Origin of the sequence: Streptomyces sp. NPDC127117 (genome assembly GCF_042677325.1) — a bacterium.
GTDB lineage: Bacteria > Actinomycetota > Actinomycetes > Streptomycetales > Streptomycetaceae > Streptomyces.
Window position 1 is genome coordinate 89862 of the sequence record NZ_JBHXTM010000003.1, and the last position, 21049, is coordinate 110910.

The 21049-nt window shown below is 70.4% G+C and carries 23 protein-coding genes; 17 read left to right on the top strand and 6 right to left on the bottom strand.

Features of this window, described 5'->3' with window-relative positions; genetic code table 11:
* Positions 1–232: 232 nt before the first annotated feature.
* The 9 genes from ACFVH0_RS03885 to era all read left to right on the top strand — a co-directional run bounded on the left by ACFVH0_RS03885 (position 233) and on the right by era (position 8676).
* Positions 233–1339, top strand: coding sequence for a carbohydrate kinase family protein (locus ACFVH0_RS03885; RefSeq protein WP_385817858.1), 1107 nt, complete (start codon positions 233–235; stop codon positions 1337–1339).
* 146 nt (positions 1340–1485) lie between these two features.
* A complete protein-coding gene (locus tag ACFVH0_RS03890; protein WP_385817859.1) occupies positions 1486–2517 on the top strand; it encodes a PhoH family protein in 1032 nt (343 codons plus the stop codon).
* 9 nt (positions 2518–2526) lie between these two features.
* Positions 2527–3024 (top strand): rRNA maturation RNase YbeY, encoded by a 498-nt coding sequence (gene ybeY, locus ACFVH0_RS03895; RefSeq protein WP_385817860.1) that lies wholly within the window; start codon positions 2527–2529, stop codon positions 3022–3024.
* Entirely contained in the window at positions 3021–4313 is a 1293-nt protein-coding gene (locus ACFVH0_RS03900; RefSeq protein ID WP_385817861.1) for a hemolysin family protein, read from the top strand. The genes ybeY and ACFVH0_RS03900 overlap by 4 nt, the downstream gene beginning before the upstream one ends.
* Positions 4310–4663 carry an MmcQ/YjbR family DNA-binding protein gene (locus ACFVH0_RS03905; RefSeq protein WP_385817862.1) on the top strand — a complete coding sequence of 118 codons (354 nt, stop codon included), beginning with the start codon at positions 4310–4312 and terminating at the stop codon, positions 4661–4663. Before ACFVH0_RS03900 ends, ACFVH0_RS03905 begins: the two co-directional genes overlap by 4 nt.
* A 48-nt stretch (positions 4664–4711) precedes the next feature.
* Positions 4712–5065: a cytidine deaminase gene (locus ACFVH0_RS03910; protein ID WP_385817863.1), complete on the top strand. Its 354-nt coding sequence runs from the start codon at positions 4712–4714 to the stop codon at positions 5063–5065.
* Between the two features lie 190 nt (positions 5066–5255).
* Positions 5256–6611: a beta-xylosidase gene (locus ACFVH0_RS03915; RefSeq protein WP_385818058.1), complete on the top strand. Its 1356-nt coding sequence runs from the start codon at positions 5256–5258 to the stop codon at positions 6609–6611.
* Positions 6612–6694: 83 nt separating this feature from the next.
* Positions 6695–7639 carry a WxL protein peptidoglycan domain-containing protein gene (locus tag ACFVH0_RS03920; protein ID WP_385818059.1) on the top strand — a complete coding sequence of 315 codons (945 nt, stop codon included), beginning with the start codon at positions 6695–6697 and terminating at the stop codon, positions 7637–7639.
* A gap of 62 nt (positions 7640–7701) precedes the next feature.
* Positions 7702–8676, top strand: coding sequence for a GTPase Era (gene era, locus ACFVH0_RS03925; RefSeq protein ID WP_266733136.1), 975 nt, complete (start codon positions 7702–7704; stop codon positions 8674–8676).
* Positions 8677–8826: 150 nt separating this feature from the next.
* Here the strand turns inward: era and ACFVH0_RS03930 are convergent, their stop codons facing one another.
* Positions 8827–9093: a protealysin inhibitor emfourin gene (locus ACFVH0_RS03930; RefSeq protein ID WP_385817864.1), complete on the bottom strand. Its 267-nt coding sequence runs from the start codon at positions 9091–9093 to the stop codon at positions 8827–8829.
* Between the two features lie 47 nt (positions 9094–9140).
* The gene (locus ACFVH0_RS03935) at positions 9141–10217 is read right to left on the bottom strand and encodes a M4 family metallopeptidase (protein WP_385817865.1); all 1077 of its coding nucleotides are present in this window, start codon (positions 10215–10217) and stop codon (positions 9141–9143) included.
* Positions 10218–10511: 294 nt separating this feature from the next.
* On the opposite strand from ACFVH0_RS03935, the gene leuA reads away from it, so the two are divergent.
* From leuA to ACFVH0_RS03960, 5 genes are all read left to right on the top strand, one after another.
* A complete protein-coding gene (leuA, locus tag ACFVH0_RS03940; RefSeq protein ID WP_385817867.1) occupies positions 10512–12299 on the top strand; it encodes a 2-isopropylmalate synthase in 1788 nt (595 codons plus the stop codon).
* Between the two features lie 208 nt (positions 12300–12507).
* Positions 12508–13185 carry a TerB family tellurite resistance protein gene (locus tag ACFVH0_RS03945; RefSeq protein WP_385818060.1) on the top strand — a complete coding sequence of 226 codons (678 nt, stop codon included), beginning with the start codon at positions 12508–12510 and terminating at the stop codon, positions 13183–13185.
* 56 nt (positions 13186–13241) lie between these two features.
* Entirely contained in the window at positions 13242–13988 is a 747-nt protein-coding gene (gene recO, locus ACFVH0_RS03950; protein ID WP_124717792.1) for a DNA repair protein RecO, read from the top strand.
* A 35-nt stretch (positions 13989–14023) separates the two neighbouring features.
* Positions 14024–14848, top strand: coding sequence for an isoprenyl transferase (locus tag ACFVH0_RS03955; protein WP_385817868.1), 825 nt, complete (start codon positions 14024–14026; stop codon positions 14846–14848).
* Positions 14849–14871: 23 nt separating this feature from the next.
* On the top strand, positions 14872–15405 hold the full coding sequence (locus tag ACFVH0_RS03960) for a YcxB family protein (protein ID WP_385817869.1): 534 nt from the start codon (positions 14872–14874) through the stop codon (positions 15403–15405).
* A gap of 40 nt (positions 15406–15445) precedes the next feature.
* Here the strand turns inward: ACFVH0_RS03960 and ACFVH0_RS03965 are convergent, their stop codons facing one another.
* The 4 genes from ACFVH0_RS03965 to ACFVH0_RS03980 form a co-directional block, all read right to left on the bottom strand.
* Positions 15446–15880, bottom strand: a complete 435-nt coding sequence (locus ACFVH0_RS03965) for a Fur family transcriptional regulator (protein WP_385817870.1) — start codon at positions 15878–15880, stop codon at positions 15446–15448.
* 65 nt (positions 15881–15945) lie between these two features.
* Positions 15946–16839, bottom strand: coding sequence for a metal ABC transporter permease (locus tag ACFVH0_RS03970; RefSeq protein ID WP_385817871.1), 894 nt, complete (start codon positions 16837–16839; stop codon positions 15946–15948).
* 2 nt (positions 16840–16841) lie between these two features.
* Positions 16842–17624: a metal ABC transporter ATP-binding protein gene (locus ACFVH0_RS03975; protein ID WP_385817872.1), complete on the bottom strand. Its 783-nt coding sequence runs from the start codon at positions 17622–17624 to the stop codon at positions 16842–16844.
* 38 nt (positions 17625–17662) lie between these two features.
* Positions 17663–18616 (bottom strand): metal ABC transporter substrate-binding protein, encoded by a 954-nt coding sequence (locus ACFVH0_RS03980; protein ID WP_385817873.1) that lies wholly within the window; start codon positions 18614–18616, stop codon positions 17663–17665.
* Positions 18617–18822: 206 nt separating this feature from the next.
* Between ACFVH0_RS03980 and ACFVH0_RS03985 the strand changes: the two genes are divergently transcribed.
* From ACFVH0_RS03985 to ACFVH0_RS03995, 3 genes are all read left to right on the top strand, one after another.
* Positions 18823–20205 (top strand): glycine--tRNA ligase, encoded by a 1383-nt coding sequence (locus tag ACFVH0_RS03985; protein WP_385817874.1) that lies wholly within the window; start codon positions 18823–18825, stop codon positions 20203–20205.
* Between the two features lie 89 nt (positions 20206–20294).
* Positions 20295–20498, top strand: a complete 204-nt coding sequence (locus ACFVH0_RS03990) for a hypothetical protein (protein WP_385817875.1) — start codon at positions 20295–20297, stop codon at positions 20496–20498.
* Between the two features lie 186 nt (positions 20499–20684).
* Complete coding sequence (locus tag ACFVH0_RS03995) at positions 20685–20921, top strand: DUF6243 family protein (RefSeq protein ID WP_385817876.1); 237 nt, start codon at positions 20685–20687, stop codon at positions 20919–20921.
* Positions 20922–21049 lie beyond the last annotated feature (128 nt).

Consider the following 21049-nt stretch of genomic DNA (forward strand, 5'->3'; position numbering starts at 1 on the left):
CGCGGGCCAATTTGTATCAACTGCGGCCAGTCGACCGAAAGCCGCCCCAGTGTGATCTGGGTCACATATGCGTTTACTCTCCGGGGGCCCGGGTAGCAGCGCATGTTTATGCAGGTCGGGGCCCACATGTGAGGCGCCCGGACGAGCCCTTCGCGACCGGCGGCGCGCACCCTCCGGTTACGGCGGTGAATCGGGCACACTGGCCAGATCTGCCACGACCGGGGAGTGCAAGGTGAGTACGGACATTCCAGGTATCGACCCACTGGACGGGCTGCGCGCCCCGCAGGACCCGGCCTGCGACGTCTTCCTCACCGGCACGGTCTTCCTCGACATCATCTTCACCGGCCTCGACAGCGCCCCGGTGCGTGGCACCGAGTCCTGGGCGCGCGGCATGGGCTCCAGCCCCGGCGGGGTCGCCAACATGGCGACCGCCCTGGCGAGACTGGGGCTGCACACCTCACTGGCCGCCGCGTTCGGCGACGACCACTACGGGGAGTACTGCTGGGACGCCCTCGAACAGGGCGAGGGCATCGACCTGTCCATGTCGCACACGGTCCCCGGCTGGCACTCGCCGGTGACCGTCTCGATGGCGTACGAGGGCGAGCGGACGATGGTCTCGCACGGCCACGAGGCCCCCGGCCCCGCAGTCCCCGCCGGGGAACCCGCCTTCCCGTGCTGCCCGCCCCGCGCCCGTGCCGCCGTCGCCTCGCTCACCCCCGGCCGCAGCGAAGCCTGGGTCGCCACCGCGGCCCGCAACGGCGCCCGGATCTTCGCCGACGTCGGCTGGGACGAGACCGGCCGCTGGGACCTGGACGCCCTCACCGACCTGGAGCACTGCCAGGCCTTCCTGCCCAACGCCGAGGAGGCGATGCGCTACACCCGCACCGACTGCCCGCGCGCCGCCGCCCACGCCCTGGCCGAGCGCGTGCCGCTCGCCGTGGTCACACTCGGCGCGGAGGGCGCCTACGCGGTGGACTCGGCGACCGGGGCGAGCGCCGAGGTGCCCGCGATCGAGGTCGAGGCGCTCGACCCCACCGGCGCGGGTGACGTCTTCGTCGCCGGTTTCGTCACCGGAACCCTCGCGGACTGGCCGCTGGCCGACCGGCTGGCCTTCGCCGGACTGACCGCGGCGCTCTCGGTCCAGGAGTTCGGCGGATCGCTCTCGGCGCCGGGCTGGGCGGAGATCGCCGCCTGGTGGCAGCGGATCCGCACCTTCGCCGACCAGGACCCGGCCGCGCTCCAGCGGTACGCCTTCCTGGACGAGCTGCTGCCCGCCGCCGCCCGGCCCTGGCCGCTGCGCCGGGCGGTCCCGACGATCGGCTTCCGCCACCCCGTCTGACCGGCGGGCGGGCCCGCCCGCTCGCGAGCCTGTGCGAAAAAGCCCTCGGTGTTGTCGGTGCGGAGTCGTACGCTTGGTAATCCGAGAGGTTGTCGATCGGCGAGAACCTTGCAACGGGAGGTATGTGCAGGCCACAGAGCCGGCCCATGACTCAGACACCCACAGCCCAGACCCCTGCGCCGAGGCAGGCGCGAGCCCACTTCACCGTCCCTGCCAACCACCCGATGGTGACCGTTCTGGGCTCCGGTGACGCCTTGCTGCGCGTGATCGAGACGGCCTTCCCGGCGGCCGACATCCACGTCCGGGGAAACGAGGTCAGCGCCGCCGGTGACGCGGCGGAAGTCGCGCTGATCCAGCGCCTGTTCGACCAGATGATGCTGGTGCTCCGCACCGGTCAGCCGATGACGGAGGACGCAGTGGAACGCTCGATCGCCATGCTCAGGGCGAGCGAGAGCGGCGAGGGGGACGGCCAGGAGACCCCGGCCGAGGTGCTCACCCAGAACATCCTCTCCAGCCGCGGTCGCACGATCCGCCCCAAGACGCTCAACCAGAAGCGGTACGTCGACGCGATCGACAAGCACACGATCGTGTTCGGCATCGGCCCCGCCGGCACCGGCAAGACCTACCTCGCCATGGCGAAGGCGGTCCAGGCCCTGCAGTCCAAGCAGGTCAACCGGATCATCCTGACCCGGCCCGCCGTCGAGGCGGGCGAGCGGCTCGGCTTCCTGCCCGGCACGCTCTACGAGAAGATCGACCCGTACCTGCGCCCGCTCTACGACGCGCTGCACGACATGCTCGACCCCGACTCGATCCCGCGGCTGATGGCGGCGGGCACGATCGAGGTGGCGCCGCTGGCGTACATGCGCGGCCGCACGCTCAACGACGCGTTCATCATCCTCGACGAGGCGCAGAACACCAGCGCCGAGCAGATGAAGATGTTCCTGACCCGGCTCGGCTTCGACTCGAAGATCGTCATCACCGGTGACGTCACCCAGGTCGACCTGCCGAACGGGACCAAGAGCGGTCTGCGCCAGGTCCAGGAGATCCTGGACGGCGTCGAGGACGTGCACTTCTCCCGGCTCACCTCCCAGGATGTCGTCCGGCACAAGCTCGTCGGCCGTATCGTCGACGCGTACGAGAAGTACGACAGCCGAGCCGGCCACAACGGGAAGCAGTAGCAGCGCACCATGTCGATCGACGTCAACAACGAGTCCGGAACCGAGGTCGACGAGCAGGCGATCCTCGACATCGCCCGCTACGCGCTCGCGCGGATGCGGATCCACCCGCTCTCCGAGCTCTCGGTGATCGTGGTGGACACCGACGCCATGGAACAGCTCCACATCCAGTGGATGGACCTCCCGGGCCCGACCGATGTCATGTCCTTCCCGATGGACGAGCTGCGTCCGCCGGCCAAGGACGACGAGGAGCCCCCGCAGGGGCTCCTCGGTGACATCGTGCTCTGCCCGGAGGTCGCCGAGAAGCAGGGCGAGGACGCGGAGACCCGGCACTCCATGGACGAGGAGCTCCAGCTCCTCACGGTCCACGGGGTGCTGCACCTCCTCGGGTACGACCACGAGGAGCCGGACGAGAAGGCCGAGATGTTCGGCCTCCAGGCCGCGATCGTCGACGGCTGGCGCGCCGAGCACGGCCTGACCGGCCCGTCGCCCGCCCCCACCGTCTCGTGAGCGTTCCTCTCGTCCTGGGGGCCGTTCTGCTGGTCGTCGTCGGCTGGCTGGCGGCCTGTGCGGAGGCGGGCATCGCCCGGGTCTCCAGCTTCCGGGCCGCCGAGGCGGTCCGCTCCGGGCGGCGCGGCAGCGGGAAGCTGGAGCAGGTCGCGGCGGACCCGACCCGCTATCTCAACGTCGCCCTGCTGGTGCGGGTCGCCTGCGAGATGTCGGCCGCGGTGCTCGTCACGTACGCCTGCCTGAAGGAATTCCCGGAGACCTGGGAGGCGCTGGCCGTCGCCATGGGCGTGATGGTCCTCGTCTCCTACGTCGCCATCGGGGTCTCGCCGCGCACCATCGGCCGCCAGCACCCGCTGAACACGGCCACCGCCGCGGCGTACGTCCTGCTGCCGCTGGCCAGGGTGATGGGCCCGATCCCGCAGCTGCTGATCCTCATCGGCAACGCGCTGACCCCGGGCAAGGGGTTCCGCAAGGGTCCGTTCGCCAGCGAGGCCGAACTGCGCGCGATGGTCGACCTCGCCGAGGCGGAGTCGCTGATCGAGGACGAGGAGCGCCGCATGGTGCACTCCGTCTTCGAGCTCGGTGACACGCTCGTGCGCGAGGTCATGGTGCCGCGGACGGACCTGGTCTGCATCGAGCGCTACAAGACGATCCGGCAGGCGCTGACCCTGGCGCTGCGCTCCGGCTTCTCGCGGATCCCGGTCACCGGGGAGAACGAGGACGACATCGTCGGCATCGTGTATCTCAAGGACCTGGTCCGCAAGACCCACATCAACCGCGAGTCGGAGGCCGATCTGGTCTCCACCGCGATGCGGCCGGCGTCCTTCGTGCCCGACACCAAGAACGCCGGCGACCTGCTGCGCGAGATGCAGCAGGAACGCAGCCATGTCGCCGTCGTGATCGACGAGTACGGCGGCACGGCCGGCATCGTCACCATCGAGGACATCCTCGAAGAGATCGTCGGCGAGATCACCGACGAGTACGACCGCGAACTCCCGCCCGTCCAGGAGCTGGGGAACGACTGCTTCCGGGTGACCGCACGCCTCGACATCGGCGACCTCGGGGAGCTGTTCGGCCTCGACGAGTACGACGACGAGGACGTGGAGACCGTCGGCGGACTGCTGGCCAAGGCGCTGGGGCGGGTTCCGATCGCCGGGGCGTCGGCCGTCGTCGACCTGCCGGACGGCCGCCGGCTGCGGCTGACCGCGGAGTCCCCGGCGGGCCGCCGCAACAAGATCGTCACGGTGCTGGTGGAGCCCGTGGCGGCCCAGGAGGAGGACGAGGGATGACCCCGCAGCAGCTCAGGGCGTTCTGCCTGGAGTTCAACGCGAGCGCCGAGGAGTTCCCGTTCGGCCCCGAGGCCTCCGTCTTCAAGGTGCTCGGCAAGATGTTCGCGCTCAGCGCGCTGGACGCACGGCCGCTGACGGTGAACCTGAAGTGCGATCCGGACGAGGCGGTGCGGCTGCGGGAGAAGTACGACGCGGTGGTGCCGGGCTGGCACATGAACAAACGGCACTGGAACACGGTGACGGTGTCCGGGGTGCCGGACCGGGTGCTCCGCGAGCTGATCGAGGATTCGTACGACCTGGTGGTCGCGGGACTGCCGAAGGCGGAACGGCTCCGGCTGGACCGGGCGTAGGGGCCGTCCCGTGCGCGGGCCGGTGCGCCCGGTTCGTATGCTCGGCACATGACTGAGAGCACCGACCTCGGCCCCGAGGACCGCAAGATCGTCACGCTGGCGCGCAGCGCCCGCGCCCGCAACGGTGTGCCGGAGGGCGCAGCCGTACGGGACGAGACCGGACGTACCTATGTCGCCGGCACCGTACGGCTGGAGTCGCTGAAGCTCAGCGCGCTGCAGACCGCCGTGGCGATGGCCGTGGCCAGCGGAGCCACCTCGCTGGAGGCGGCCGCGGTCGTCTCCGAGGCGCAGACCCCGTCGGACGAGGACCGCGCCGCGGTACGCGACCTGGGCGGCCCGGACACCCCCGTCCTGCTGGCCGGGCCCGACGGCACCCTGCGGATCAGCGTGACGGCCGGCTGACGACGGATGCTGTCAAGATCCCTCCGGCGCAGGGATCTTGACAGCATCTGATGGACCATCAGTCAGTGCATTTCGCTTCCATTGACTTCTTTTCGGCCGGAGCCGTCAATGGGCCCCCGTCGGCGCGGAGAGCCGCCGCGCCGCATCCGCAGGAGGGGGCTCCATGCGTCCGACCGACCGAAGAATCAGCATGCGAAGATCCGGCACCCGAAGACGGCCGGGACACCGCCGCCGCTGGGCCGCGGCACTGGGCGTCGGCGCGCTCGTCGTGGCCGGGGGAGGGGTGCTCGCGGGCCCCGCGCAGGCCATGGTCACCGCCTCGGTGCAGGTGGACTTCCCCACCCACTGCATCCCGCCGGCCATCGCGGGCATCCCGCCGATCGACGGGACGACGAAGGCACGGATCACCGTCGACAACGCCGCCCCGAAGGTGGGCGAGACGGTCACCGTCACGTACACCGTCGTCGAACCGGCCGCGGGCAACCCGGTCGATCTGGCGCTGCCCGCCGACATCATGACGCCGACCGGCAAGGTCACCGTCGGCGGTGCGCAGAGCGCGAGCGTCACCGTCGCGGGCCCGAAGAAGAACGACCCGGTACCCGGCAAGGGGGCCTTCCCGTCGTTCTCGATGACCGGCACCTTCACGGTCACGGCGCCCGGATCGATCACCCTGTCGCCCGGCGACTACAACATCCACACCAGCTACATCATGGAGCTGGACACCCCCTGCACGGTGACGGACCCGCCCGCCCCCGTCTCCGAGACGATCATCGCGACGGACGGCGGCGGCCAGGTCAACGAGCGTGCCATCCAGCTCGGGGCCGCGTCCGGCAAGGCCGGCGACGAGGTCACCGTCACCGGGTCGAAGTTCACCCCGGGCGCGGACATCACCCTCGCCGGCCGGGCCGGTGACACGCAGACCGCCGACACGGCCACCGTCAAGGCGGACGGCTCCGGCAGCTTCAGTGGCCGGCTCACCGTCGACGACCCGGCGACCACCGGCATCGTCGCCTACGAGGGCGGCAGCTGGGACGCGGCCAAGGGCGCGGGCCCGCAGGCCTACACCGTCACCGGTGGCGGCGGCGAGACCCCGGACGGCAGCCAGCGGCTCAACACCTCCATCGAGGCGGGCACGCTCTCCATGGTGCAGGCCGGGGACACCGTCGAGATGTCGGCGGTCGACTTCGGCCGGGGTGGCGCCTCCCGCGGCTCCCTGCAGACGGTGACGGTCGAGGACTTCCGCGGCGGCCCCGCGGGCTGGTCCCTGACCGGCAAGGTCACCGACTTCAAGGGCCCCGGCGGCGCGACGATCGCCGCGTCCGCACTCGGCTGGACGCCGGTCTGCGCGACCAGGCCCGGCAGCCCGAGCACCTGCGCGGCGGGCTCCGCGGGACCGGTCGGCAGCGCGGGCGCCACGCTGGCGTCCACGCCGAACGGGACCTTCACCGGCGGCGAGTTCACCGTCGACGCCCGGCTCGCGCTGAACGTACCGGCGTACACCGCCCCCGGCGCGTACTCCGGCGTGCTCACCCTCACCCTCACGTGACCGAGCGCTCCCGAGCAACCGGCGGACCGGGCGCGCACCCGCCCGGACCGTCCGTCCCGACCACCACCCGGGGGTTCCGCACCGTGCGCAACATCCACGTACTGCTCCTGGCCTGCGTCCTCCTGCTGATCGGCGCACCCGCCGCCGACGCCGCGGACAATGGCAGCTGGTCGGTCTTCCCGGCCACCGGACGGGCCGGCCAGCGCCCGTACTTCTACCTCTCGGCCGACCCCGGCGCCACGCTCCACGACAAGGTCACCGTCACCAACAAGACGAACCGGCCGCAGAGCTTCCGGCTGTACGCCGCCGACGCCTACAACACCGCCCGCGACGGCGGCTTCGCCGTCCGGACCCGCGACGAGAAGCAGCGCTCGGTCGGCGCCTGGGCGAGGACCGGCCGCGACCGGGTCACCGTGGAGCCGCACGGCTCGGTCACCGTCCCGGTCACCATCACCGTCCCCCGGAACGCCGAACCCGGCGACCACCCCGGCGCGCTCGTCGCACTGGACGAGCGCATCGACCCCGCCGACGCCGGTGCCGTCGCCGTCGGCATCCAGAAGGCGGTCGGCGCCCGGATCTATCTGCGGGTGAACGGCCCGACCATGCCCGCGCTCTCCGTGGACGACATCCGGGTCGAGCACACCCAGCCCCTGGTACCCGGCACCGGGAAGAGCCGGGCCGTGATCTCGTACACGCTCCACAACCGGGGCAATGTCACCCTCAGCCCCGAGGTCGCACTCAAGGCCGAGGGCCTCTTCGGCCGCACCCTGCTCGCCCGCGACCTGAAGAAGATCCCCTCCGAACTGCTGCCCCGCCAGCAGGTCCGGCTCACCGAGCAGTGGGCCGACGCGCCCCAGCTGGAGTGGGGCGAGATCCGGCTGACCGCGAGCGCCCGCGAGACCCGTGAGTCCGCCACCGCCTCGTACTTCGCCCTGCCCTGGCTGGTGGCCGGGATCCTGCTGGTGATCGTCGGCGGGGGCACGGGGATGTGGATACGGACCCGCCGAGGCCGTACCCGCACCGCCTGAGACGACATCCGACAGGCCCCGCCGCGGCCCTTGGTGCGGCGGGGCCGCCGGGATCGGGGACAATGGGCGCCATGAGCGTTCGACCTGACACAGATGCCGCTGCGCAGCAGGCCGCGGGCAAAGCCCCCCACCGGGCCGGCTTCGCCTGCTTCGTGGGCCGCCCCAACGCGGGCAAGTCCACCCTCACGAACGCTCTGGTCGGCCAGAAGGTGGCGATCACCTCCAACCGGCCGCAGACCACCAGGCACACCGTGCGCGGCATCGTGCACCGCGACGACGCGCAGCTGATCCTGGTCGACACTCCCGGTCTCCACAAGCCGCGCACGCTGCTGGGTGAGCGGCTCAACGATGTCGTACGTACCACCTGGGCCGAGGTCGACGTCATCGGCTTCTGCCTGCCGGCCGACCAGAAGCTCGGCCCCGGCGACAAGTACATCGTCAAGGAACTCGCGGGCATCAAGAAGACCCCGAAGATCGCCATCATCACCAAGACCGACCTGGTCGACTCCAAGCAGCTCGCCGAACAGCTGCTGGCCGTCTCCCGCCTCGGTGAGGAGCTCGGCTTCGAGTGGGCGGAGATCATTCCGGTCTCCGCGGTCAAGGACACCCAGGTCGATCTGCTGGGCGACCTGATCGCCCCGCTGCTTCCGGAGAGCCCGCCGCTCTACCCGGAGGGCGACCTCACCGACGAGCCCGAGATGGTCATGGTCGCGGAGCTGATCCGCGAGGCAGCGCTCGAAGGCGTACGGGACGAGCTGCCGCACTCCATCGCGGTCGTCGTCGAGGAGATGCTGCCGCGCGAGGGCCGCCCGGCGGACAAGCCGCTGCTCGACATCCACGCCAACGTCTACATCGAGCGCCCGAGCCAGAAGGGCATCATCATCGGCCCGAAGGGCAAGCGGCTGAAGGACGTCGGCACCAAGTCCCGCAAGCACATCGAGGCACTGCTCGGCACCCCGGTCTTCCTGGACCTCCATGTGAAGGTCGCGAAGGACTGGCAGCGCGATCCGAAGCAGCTGCGCAAGCTCGGCTTCTGAGCCCTGCCCGGCCCGGCGGCCGGAGAACGGTGCAGCTGCCCGAAGCCGCTGAGGCCCCCTGGGGCCGAAGGGTGCGAGGGCGGCGGTCGAGACGGGCCCGAAGCCGCGGCGCAGGCTCGGCTTCCGAGCCGGGCTACCGGGAGGCCGGCCTCACGCGCCCTCCTTCAGGACGCGTGAGACCAGTGCCCGCTGGGCGTCGGTCAGCTTCGGGTCCGCGCAGTGGACCGTCCGGTCGCCGACCGTGATCGCGTACCGGAAGCCGTCCGGCACACCGCCGGGCGGGGTGTCGTGGCCCGCGGCGAGCGCCGACTCGGCCAGCGCCTCCCACTCCGGCGCGTCGGCCAGCCCGGCGGTGTCGACCTCGCGGCGGCGTGCGATGCCGGCGAAGCCGCCGGTCCTGCTGACCTGGATCCGCATGTGGTGTCCTCCAACGCCGGCGGGCCGGGCAAGGGGCCGGGACCGCGCTACGCGGTCGGTACGCCCACTTCCGACCACGCCTTCAGGACGGCCTCGGCCTCGTCGCCCTCGCCGAAGCGGCTGCGGGCGGCGGCGACCGTCAACCGGGCGAAGTCCGCGAAGTCCGCGTCCACGGCCAGTTGACCACCTGTGAGCACATCGAACCAGAGTTGCCCGGCCCGCTCCCACGCATTGCCGCCGAGCGCCGTCGCCAACAGATAGAACGCGCGGTTCGGAATGCCCGAGTTGAGGTGCACCCCGCCGTTGTCCTCGCTGGTGTGGACGTAGTCCTCCATCTTCGCGGGCTGCGGGTCCTTGCCCAGGACGTCGTCGTCGTACGCCGTGCCCGGCGCCTTCATCGAGCGCAGCGCGACGCCCTGGACGCGGGGCGCGAGCAGCCCGGCGCCGATCAGCCAGTCGGCCTGGTCGGCGGTCTGGCCCAGCGAGTGCTGCTTGACCAGGGAGCCGAAGACGTCGGACATGGATTCGTTGAGCGCGCCGGACTGGCCGTAGTAGCTCAGATTGGCGGTGTACTGGGTCAGGCCGTGGGTCAGCTCGTGGCCGATCACGTCGATGGCGACGGTGAAGTCCAGGAAGATCTCGCCGTCCCCGTCGCCGAAGACCATCTGCTCGCCGTCGAAGAAGGCGTTGTTGTACTTCTCGTCGTAGTGCACGGAACCGATCAGCGGCAGTCCGTTGCCGTCGATCGAGCGGCGGCCGTACGCCTTGAGCAACAGCTCGAAGGTGGCGCCGAGACCCGCGTACGCGCGGTTGACGCTCGCGTCCTTCGTCGGCTCCTGGCCCTCGGACCGGACCTTGGTGCCGGGCAGCTGGGTGCCGTTGCGGCAGTCGTACAGGACGCGCTCGGGCTTGTCGGACACCTCCCCGTCGGACGCGGGGGCGACGGGCACGGTGACGACCGTGGCCATCTGGCGGCGGGTGCGGCGGGCCGCGTCGCTCTCCAGGGTGCGACGGGCCGGGCCGGCGAGATCGGGGTTGTCGGACTGCGACAGCTTGTCGAGGACCTGGGGCGGCACGATCGTGCAGAAGACGGGGCGAAACCCGTGCTGTGACTGAGGCTGCATACAACCGACTGTGGCACCAGGTAATCGGGTTGTCACTGGTTGCGATCAGGATTGACGAAATGGAGTGATCGATCACGGTTGGGCGTTTCCTGCGCCCGGTCCCGCATACTGATACGGGACCGACGCATCAGGCGCCTCTCGGTTAGTCTCGTCGCATCATGCGTTTCGGGCTGCTTCTTCTTAGCTGCCGCGGCGAGGGCCTGTAGTCGTAGGCCGACCCCCTCCCCGCGGAGTCTGGTGTTGCAGCGACACAGTCGGCCGTCCCACTGGTTGGACCCCGAGGAGCCGTACGCCATGACCGCCGCAAATCCCGCCCAGTCCTCCGCTGAAACCGCTGTCGGCCGCCCGACGCCGATCACCAACGCGACTCAGCTGCAGAAGCCGTCCGGGATGCCGATCCACAAGTACGGCCGCTACGAGGCCGTCGACATCCCCGACCGCACCTGGCCGGACAACCGGATCACGGTCGCGCCCCGCTGGCTCTCCACCGACCTGCGCGACGGCAACCAGGCCCTGATCGACCCGATGTCGCCGGCCCGCAAGCGCGAGATGTTCGATCTGCTCGTACGCATGGGCTACAAGGAGATCGAGGTCGGCTTCCCGTCCTCCGGCGAGACCGACTTCGCGTTCGTCCGCTCCATCATCGAAGAGGGCGCGATCCCCGAGGACGTGACGATCTCCGTCCTGACGCAGGCCCGCGAGGACCTGATCGAGCGCACCGTCGAGTCCATCGTCGGCGCCCGCCGCGCCACCGTGCACCTGTACAACGCGACGGCGCCCACCTTCCGTCGCGTCGTCTTCCGCGGCTCCAAGGACGACATCAAGCAGATCGCCGTGGACGGCACCCGGCTGGTCATGGAGTACGCGGAGAAGCTGCTGGGCCCGGAGACGACCTTCGGCTACCAGTACAGCCCCGAGATCTTCACCGACACCGAGCTGGACTTCGCCCTGGAGGTCTGCGAGGCGGTCTGCGACGTCTGGCAGCCGGAGGAGGGGCGCGAGATCATCCTCAACCTGCCCGCCACCGTGGAGCGTTCGACGCCGTCCACGCACGCGGACCGGTTCGAGTGGATGTCGCGCAACCTGTCGCGCCGCGAGTTCATCTGCCTGTCGGTCCACCCGCACAACGACCGCGGCACCGCCGTCGCCGCCGCCGAGCTGGCCATCATGGCCGGTGCGGACCGGATCGAGGGCTGCCTGTTCGGCCAGGGCGAGCGCACCGGCAACGTCGACCTGGTCACCCTGGGCATGAACCTGTTCTCGCAGGGCGTCGACCCGCAGATCGACTTCTCGCAGATCGACGAGATCCGCCGCACCAGCGAATACTGCAACCAGATGGAGGTCCACCCGCGCCACCCCTACGCGGGCGACCTGGTCTACACCGCCTTCTCCGGCTCCCACCAGGACGCCATCAAGAAGGGCTTCGACGCCATGGAGGCCGACGCGGCCGCCCAGGGCAGGACGGTCGACGACATCGAGTGGGCGGTGCCGTACCTGCCGATCGACCCGAAGGACGTCGGCCGCAGCTACGAGGCCGTCATCCGGGTCAACTCGCAGTCCGGCAAGGGCGGAATCGCCTATGTCCTGAAGAACGACCACAAGCTGGACCTGCCGCGCCGGATGCAGATCGAATTCTCCCGGATCATTCAGGCCAAGACGGATGCCGAGGGCGGCGAGGTCACGCCCACGCAGATCTGGTCCACGTTCCGCGACGAGTACCTGCCCAGCCCGGAGAACGCCTGGGGCCGCGTACAGATCCGCACCGGCCAGACCACGACCGGCTCCGACGGCAAGGACACGATCACCGTCGAGGCGACCGTGGACGGCACGGACACCGTGCTGACCGGTACCGGCAACGGACCGATCTCCGCGTTCTTCGAAGCGCTGCAGGCCATCGGCATCGACGCCCGTCTCCTGGACTACACCGAGCACACCATGAGCGAGGGCGCCAGCTCCCAGGCCGCCTCGTACATCGAGTGCGCGATCGACGGAAAGGTCCTGTGGGGCATCGGCATCGACGCCAACACCACCCGGGCCTCACTGAAGGCGGTCGTCTCCGCCGTCAACCGCGCCACCCGCTGATCCGGCGCCCCGCGAGGGCACCGGGCCACACGGCCGAGAACCCCGCCCACCCGCATCCGGGGGGCGGGGTTCGGCCATCTCCGGGCGGTTGTGACGAGAGAGGTACTGACGTCACATCACGACTGTGGTTAACATCACGTCCACACGGCAATGTTGCCGTAGCGTTACGGAGGTGTGCGACGTGCGGTCAGCCCTGGGACAACGCGCCATGAAGCTGCGTATCTGCGGCATCCGCACCATCTGGGATCCCGTCGGCGACGGGGAGTTCTTCTGCCCCGGCTGCGGCGGCGACCGCAACTACCGCAGGCTCACCGGCCGTCGGCGCTTCGCGGTGCTCGGTGTGCCGATGCTGCGGCGCGGCACCGTCGGCCCGGTCGTCGAATGCGCCGCCTGCCGCGAGCACTTCGGCACCGACGCGCTCGACCACCCCACCACCACCCGGCTCTCCGCCATGCTCCGGGACGCCGTCCACACCGTCGCGCTCGGCGTCCTCGCGGCCGGCGGCACCACCTCCCGCACGGTGCTGGAGACCGCGGCCGCCATCGTGCGCGGCGCCGGGTTCGACGACTGCACCGAGGAACAGCTCTGCACCGTCGTCGAGGTCCTCGCCGCCGACACCGGGCACGGCTCCGCCTTCGACCCCGCGGCCGAGGCGTGCGGAGCGGCCCTCGCCATCGAACTGCACGAGGCGCTGGAACCCCTCGCCCCGCACCTGGCCCCCGCCGGACGCGAATCGATTCTGCTCCAGGGCGCCCGGATCGCGCTCGCCGACGGCCCGTACGGACAGGCCGAGCGTGAGGTGCTGACCACGGTCGGCGGCGCGCTCCAGCTCTGCGCCCAGGACACCGCCCGACTGCTCGCCGAGGCGGCGCGCACGCCCTCCTGACCGGCCGCCTGCGGGGCCGGGCCCGCCGAGCCGTCCCCGTACCGGACAATGGACGCATGAGCTTGTTCCGGGACGACGGCGTGGTGCTGCGCACGCAGAAGCTGGGCGAGGCCGACCGGATCATCACGATCCTGACCCGCGGCCACGGCCGGGTGCGCGCCGTCGCACGCGGGGTGCGCCGCACGAAGTCCAAGTTCGGGGCCCGGCTGGAACCCTTCTCCCACGTCGACGTGCAGTTCTTCGCCCGGGGCAGCGAGCTGATCGGCCGCGGGCTGCCGCTCTGCACCCAGAGCGAGACGATCGCTCCGTACGGTGGCGGCATCGTCACCGACTATGCCCGCTACACCGCCGGCACAGCGATGCTGGAGACCGCCGAGCGGTTCACCGACCACGAGGGCGAGCCCGCGGTCCAGCAGTACCTGCTGCTCGTCGGCGGGCTGCGCACCCTCGCCCGCGGCGAACACGAGCCGCATCTCATCCTCGACGCGTTCCTGCTGCGCTCGCTGGCCGTCAACGGCTACGCACCCAGCTTCGAGGACTGCGCCAAGTGCGGAATGTCCGGACCGAACCGGTTCTTCTCCGTCGCGGCGGGGGGCGTCATATGCGGCGACTGCCGGGTGCCCGGCAGCGTCGTACCCTCGGCTGAGGCCGTCACACTGCTGAGCGCACTGCTCAGCGGCGACTGGGAGACGGCGGACGCGTGCGAGGCGCGTCATGTCAGGGAGGGGAGCGGACTGGTGTCCGCCTATCTGCACTGGCATCTGGAGCGCGGGCTGCGCTCACTGCGGTACGTAGAGAAGTGACACAGGCAGATCAGGCACAGGGAGCGAGACAGTTCATGGCAGTACGCGGGATGCTCGGCGGCCGTAACCGGCGCGACTACAAGACCCCGGAGCCGCACCCCTCCGGTGCCACGCCCCCGAAGATCCCCGGCGAGCTGGTGCCCAAGCACGTGGCCGTCGTGATGGACGGCAACGGCCGCTGGGCCAAGGAGCGCGGCCTTCCGCGCACCGAGGGCCACAAGGTCGGCGAGGGCGTCGTCATGGACGTGCTCAAGGGCTGCATCGAGATGGGCGTGAAGAACCTCTCGCTGTACGCGTTCTCCACCGAGAACTGGAAGCGGTCCCCGGAGGAGGTGAAGTTCCTGATGAACTTCAACCGGGACGTGATCCGCCGCCGCCGCGACGAGATGGACGAACTGGGCATCCGTATCCGCTGGGTCGGCCGCATGCCCAAGCTGTGGAAGTCCGTCGTCCAGGAACTCCAGGTCGCCCAGGAGCAGACCAAGGACAACGACAGGATGACGCTGTACTTCTGCGTCAACTACGGCGGCCGGGCCGAGATCGCGGATGCCGCGCAGCGGATCGCCCAGGACGTCGCGGCCGGGAAGCTCGACCCGTCGAAGGTCAACGAGAAGACCTTCGCGAAGTACATCTACTACCCGGACATGCCGGACGTGGACCTCTTCGTCCGCCCCAGCGGCGAGCAGCGCACCTCCAACTACCTGATCTGGCAGAGCGCCTACGCCGAGATGGTCTTCCAGGACGTGCTCTGGCCGGACTTCGACCGCCGTGACCTGTGGCGGGCCTGTCTGGAATTCGCCCAGCGGGACCGGCGTTTCGGCGGCGCGGTGGAGGCGGGTACCGCGGGGCCGGCCGCCTGACCCTGCGGTTACGATTCCGCCCCATGACAACTCAGGGGTGGGAACCGGAAGGGGCCGTGGTCGAGCTGGAGTACCAGCCGACCACGGCCGATTTCGCGGAGGCGCTGAACGCCCGCGCGAAGATCAGCAGGAGTGGCCGTATGCAGCGCAAGCTGCTGATCCTGATGCCGGCGCTGGCCGTGCTGATGGGCATCACGATCGCGAGCGGCCGGCACGGCCCGGGGGCGCCCGTCTGGGTGGGGCTCATCGCCGTGATGCTGACCGTGGTCCTGACGCCCTGGCTCCAGGCCCGGCAGCTGTACCGGTTCGCCGTGCGTCAGGGCACCTGCCGCACAGTGGTGCGCGAGACCGGCATAGAGGTGGCCACGGACCACAGCACCATGATCGTCCGCTGGCCGATGGTGCCCCGCTACCGGGAGACGCCGCACCTCTTCGTGCTGTTCAGCGGCGACAAGCAGGCCACCGGGGTCACCATGCTGCCCAAGCGCGGTGTGCGCGGGCCGGAAGAGCTCGACCTGCTGCGGAGCGTGCTCGACCGCAACGTACAAAGGCTCTGAGACGGGCGAGGGCCCGGGGCACCGCCCCGGGCCCTCGACGTCACTTCTTCGTGTCCGCGCACTCCGCGCAGGTACCGAAGATCTCCACCGTATGGGCGACGTTCACATACCCGTGCTGAGCGGCGATCGTCTCCGCCCACTGCTCCACCGCGGGCCCCTCGACCTCCACGGCCTTGCCGCACATCCGGCACACCAGGTGGTGATGGTGGTCCCCGGTCGAGCAGCGGCGGTACACGGACTCGCCGTCCGTGGTGCGCAGCACGTCGACCTCGCCGGCGTCGGCCAGGGACTGGAGGGTGCGGTAGACGGTGGTCAGCCCGACCGAGTCGCCGCGGTGCTTGAGCACGTCGTGCAGCTCCTGGGCGCTGCGGAACTCGTCCACCTCGTCGAGCGCCGCCGCCACCGCCGCCCGCTGCCGGGTCGACCGGCCGCGTACCGGGGCCGCGTTCGTTCCACTGATCGGCGCCGTCGCCACAGCAGCCTCCTCGTGTCGCCCGTACTTGTGTCGGGCCATTGTGCCAGCCCGTCCGGACGTCACGGTCAGACCCGGAGCTCGTCCGGGGCCGGACGGGTGGCCGGTACCTCCAGGGTGCACTCCTCGAAGGCCGCTTCGCTCCGGCGGGCGCGGCTTCTGGCCAGCGGGGCCGCCAGCAGCGTCAGGGCGACGAAGACCGCGATGGCCAGCAGCACGATCGTCGCGCCGGGCGGAACGTCCTGGTAGTACGAGGTGACGGTGCCGGCCAGGGTCACCGCCGTACCGATGACGACCGACAGCACGAACGTCACCCTGAAGGACCGGGAGATCTGCTGCGCGGCCGCGACCGGCACCACCATCAGGGCGCTGACCAGCAGCAGCCCGACGACCCGCATCGCGACGGTGACGGTCACCGCCGCCGTCACGGCGACCAGCAGGTTCAGCGCCCGCACCGGCAGCCCGGTGACCCGGGCGAACTCCTCGTCCTGGCTGACCGCGAACAGCTGGCGGCGCAGCCCCAGCGTCACCAGCAGCACGAAGGCGGCCAGCACACAGATCGAGGTGATGTCCTCGGAGGAGACCGTGGACAGGGAGCCGAAGAGGTACGAGGTGAGGTTGGCGTTGGAGCCGGTGTCGGAGAGGTTGATCAGCAGCACACCGCCCGCCATGCCGCCGTAGAACAGCATGGCCAGCGCGATGTCGCCGCGGGTGCGTCCGTACCAGCGGATCAGCTCCATCACGACGGCACCGGCGACGGCGACCGCCGTGGCCATCCAGACCGGGCTGGTGGAGAGCAGGAAGCCGAGGCCGACACCGGTCATCGCGATGTGGCCGATGCCGTCGCCCATCAGGGCCTGGCGGCGCTGGACGAGGTAGATGCCGACGGAGGGGGCGATGACGCCGACGAGCACGGCGGCGAGCAGGGCCCGCTGCATGAAGGGAGGTTCGAGGAATTCCATGGTCAGCTCAGCAGTCCCGTCCGGACGGGCTCGGAGGCCGCGTGGGGGTGTACGTGGTCGTGTCCGGGCAGCGCGTGCTGGCCCAGGGCCTTCGGCGGCGGCCCGTCGTGCATCACGCAGCCGTCGCGCAGCACGATCGCGCGGTCGATCAGCGGTTCCAGCGGGCCGAGCTCGTGCAGCACCAGCAGCACCGTGGTGCCGGCCGCGACCTGCTCGCGCAGGGTCGTGGCGAGGATCTCCTGGCTGGCCAGGTCGACGCCGGCCATCGGCTCGTCCATGATCAGCAGCTCGGGTTCGGCGGCCAGCGCGCGGGCGATCAGCACCCGCTGGTGCTGTCCGCCGGAGAGCGCGTCCACCGAGTCCTTGGCGCGGTCGGCGAGCCCGACGAGTTCGATGGCCCGGTCGACGGCGGCCCGGTCGGCCCCGCGGAGCAGGCCCAGCCTCGTGCGGGACAGCCGCCCGGAGGTGACGACCTCGCGGATCGTGGCGGGGACGCCGCCGGCCGCCGTGGTGCGCTGGGGCACGTAGCCGATCCGCGCCCAGGAGCGGAAGCGGCGCAGCGGGGTGCCGAACAGCTCGACGGAGCCGCCGGTGAGCGGGACCTGGCCGATGACGGAGCGTACGGCGGTCGACTTGCCCGAGCCGTTGGCGCCGAGCAGGGCGGCGACCTCGCCGCGGTGGACGGTCAGGTCGATGCCGCGCAGCACCGGACGCGCGCCGAGGGTGGCGGTGGCGCCCCGCACGGCTATCACGGGGTCGGTCGTGGTGCTCCCGGTCGCGGGCATGTGCGCCTCCGATGCTGCTGTGGCGGGGGTTACGGGGGTCACTTCGCGCCGAGCGCCTTCTGCAGGGCGGCGAGGTTGGACCGCATGACCTCGATGTAGTCGGCGCCCTTGGACTTGGGGGTGATTCCTTCGAGCGGGTCCAGGACGTCGGTCTTCAGGCCGGTGTCCTTGGCGAGGGTCTTCGCCGTCCTGTCGCTGGCGAGCGTCTCGAAGAACACGGTGGTGGCCTTGTCCTTCTCCGCGATGGTGTGGATCTCGCTGATCCGCGCGGGGCTGGGCTCGGCCTCGGGGTCGACGCCGGCGATGCCCTCCTGGGTGAGGCCGTAGCGCTCGGCGAGGTACCCGAAGGCGGAGTGGGTGGTGATGAACGTCTTGGTGGCGGTGTTCTTCAGGCCGTCCGCGTACGCCTTGTCCAGCGCGTCGAGCTTGCCGACCAGCGCTTCCGTGTTCTTCCGGTAGTCCGCGGCGTGGCCGGGGTCGGACTTCTCCAGGGAGGCGCCCACGCCCTTGGCGACCTCGGCGTACTTCACCGGGTCCAGCCAGATGTGGGGGTCGGCGCCGGCCTCGTCGCCGTGGTGCTCGTGGCCGTGCTCCTCACCGCCGGCCTCGGTGCCGTGGTCCTCCAGCGTGGTGAGCTTCGCGGCGTCGACGGCGTTCTTCACGCCGGACTGCTCGATGGCGTCGTCCACGGCGGGCTGGACGCTCTTGAGGTACAGGATGTAGTCGGCGTCGGTGAGCCCGCCCGTCTGCCGCGGGCTGAGCTCCAGGTCGTGCGGCTCGACGCCCGGCTTGGTCAGCGTGGTGACGGAGACGTGTTCCCCGCCTATCTGCTCGGCCAGGAACTGCATCGGATAGAACGAGGCCACCACGTCCAGTTTGTCGCCGTTCTTGTGGTCCGCGGCGTCCGAGGAGGAGCAGGCGGTGAGCGCGGTGAGGCCGAGGACGACTGCTCCGGCGACGGCGGCGGTGGGTATGAGGCGGCTGACGTTCATGACAGTCATTTTCAACAAAACTGGAAACGATTGTCAACAAGGCTTATGAGATGACTTCCCGACCGACGACGCCGGTACCGATTTGATCCGGAGGCCGTGCCCGCCGGTAATCTGAGGCATTCGCCCGCCCGTCTCCCGATCACCACCCCCCACTCAGGCGCTTCGCGCCACCCCTGTCCAATTTCGTCGTAAATGAAGAGAGCACCGTGGCCGCCGACAAGATCGACTCCATCGTCAGCCTGAGCAAGCGCCGTGGCTTCGTCTACCCGTGCAGTGAGATCTACGGAGGCCAGAAGGCCGCCTGGGACTACGGGCCGCTGGGCGTCGAGATGAAGGAGAACCTCAAGCGCCAGTGGTGGCGCTACATGGTCACTTCGCGCGAGGACGTGGTCGGTATCGACTCGTCGGTCATCCTCGCCCCCGAGGTCTGGGTCGCCTCCGGCCACGTCGCCACGTTCAGTGACCCGCTGACCGAGTGCACCTCCTGCCACAAGCGCTTCCGCGCCGATCACCTGGAGGAGGCGTACGAGGAGAAGCACGGCCACGCGCCCGCGAACGGCCTGGCCGAGCTCAACTGCCCCAACTGCGGCAACAAGGGCACCTTCACCGAGCCCAAGCAGTTCTCGGGTCTGCTCTCCACCCACCTCGGCCCGACCCAGGACTCCGGCTCGGTCGCGTACCTGCGCCCCGAGACCGCCCAGGGCATCTTCACCAACTTCGGCCAGGTGCTGCAGACCTCGCGCAAGAAGCCGCCGTTCGGCATCGCCCAGATGGGCAAGTCGTTCCGCAACGAGATCACCCCGGGCAACTTCATCTTCCGCACCCGCGAGTTCGAGCAGATGGAGATGGAGTTCTTCGTCAAGCCGGGCGAGGACGAGGAGTGGCAGCAGTACTGGATGGACCAGCGCTGGAACTGGTACACGGAGCTCGGCATGCGCGAGGAGAACATGCGCTGGTACGAGCACCCGACGGAGAAGCTCTCCCACTACTCCAAGCGCACCGCCGACATCGAGTACCGCTTCCGCTTCGGCGGCAGCGAGTGGGGTGAGCTGGAGGGCGTCGCCAACCGCACGGACTACGACCTCAAGGCGCACTCCAAGGCCTCGGGTACCGACCTGGTGTTCTTCGACCAGGAGGCCGGCGAGCGCTGGACCCCGTACGTCATCGAGCCGGCGGCCGGTGTCGGCCGCGCGATGCTCGCCTTCCTCCTCGACGCCTACATCGAGGACGAGGCGCCCAACGCCAAGGGCGTCATGGAGAAGCGCACCGTGATGCGTCTCGACCCGCGCCTGGCGCCGGTCAAGGTCGCCGTCCTGCCGCTGTCCCGGAACCCGCAGCTGTCGCCGAAGGCCAAGGGCCTCGCGGCCGACCTGCGGAAGAACTGGAACATCGAGTTCGACGACGCTGGCGCCATCGGCCGCCGCTACCGCCGTCAGGACGAGATCGGTACGCCGTTCTGCGTCACCGTCGACTTCGACACCCTCGACGACAACGCGGTGACCGTGCGCGAGCGCGACACGATGAAGCAGGAGCGCGTCTCCCTGGACCAGATCCAGGCCTACCTCGGCGCCCGCCTGCTCGGCTGCTGACGTATCGCTCCACCGACGAAGCCCCCGGTTCTCCGTACGGAACCGGGGGCTCCGTTGCACACTGGGCACCCCCCACCCAGGAGGCCCCGATGCCGTCAATGACCACCAGCAAGGTCACCCGATGGGACCGGCACGGCCGTGAACACACCGTCCACGTAAGGAAGTCGGGGGTGCGGCGGCAGCTGAGCTGCGACACCTGCGGCTGGGACGAACGGGTGCAGTTCCTGCCCTGGCTCAAGGCCGGGGAGCACCTCGCCGAGGCCCACCGGGCAACGGTCGACCCGTCCGCCTGAGCACCCGGCGCGGGGTCCGGGCCCAAAAGCTGGTGCGAGGGCCCGCCGGACCGGGGTACGGTTCCGGCATGTCTTCGTTCTTCCAGATCTACGAGTGAGAGCGCGGCGGGTTCGACCACCCGCCGCCCACCGGACCCCTTCCAGGTCGCCTGAGACCTCACTTCGCACTACGAACCGGAGAACGCCGTGGCCAAGAGCCGTAACAACCTTCTCGGTGTGGGCGGACAGCGCAAGAAGCTGTCCCGCGCCGATCAGCAGGGCGTGGGCGCCGCCCGCAACACCGACCGCAGGACGGCGGCCGATCAGAAGCAGGAGCTGCTGCGCAAGATGCGCGAGCGCGCCCAGTCCGGTACCGCCCCCGAGGCGGCCCCGGCGGACGGCGCCGCGGACGCGCCCGAGCAGGACACACCGGCGCAGAGCTGACGCCTCCTCACCACCCTTACGACCGTGGGGGCCGGAGAACCCCGGAAACCGGGCCCCCCCCCCGGCCCCGCCCCCCCCACCCCCCCCTCCCCCGCGCCCCCCCCCGCACCACCCTCGGGAACCCCACC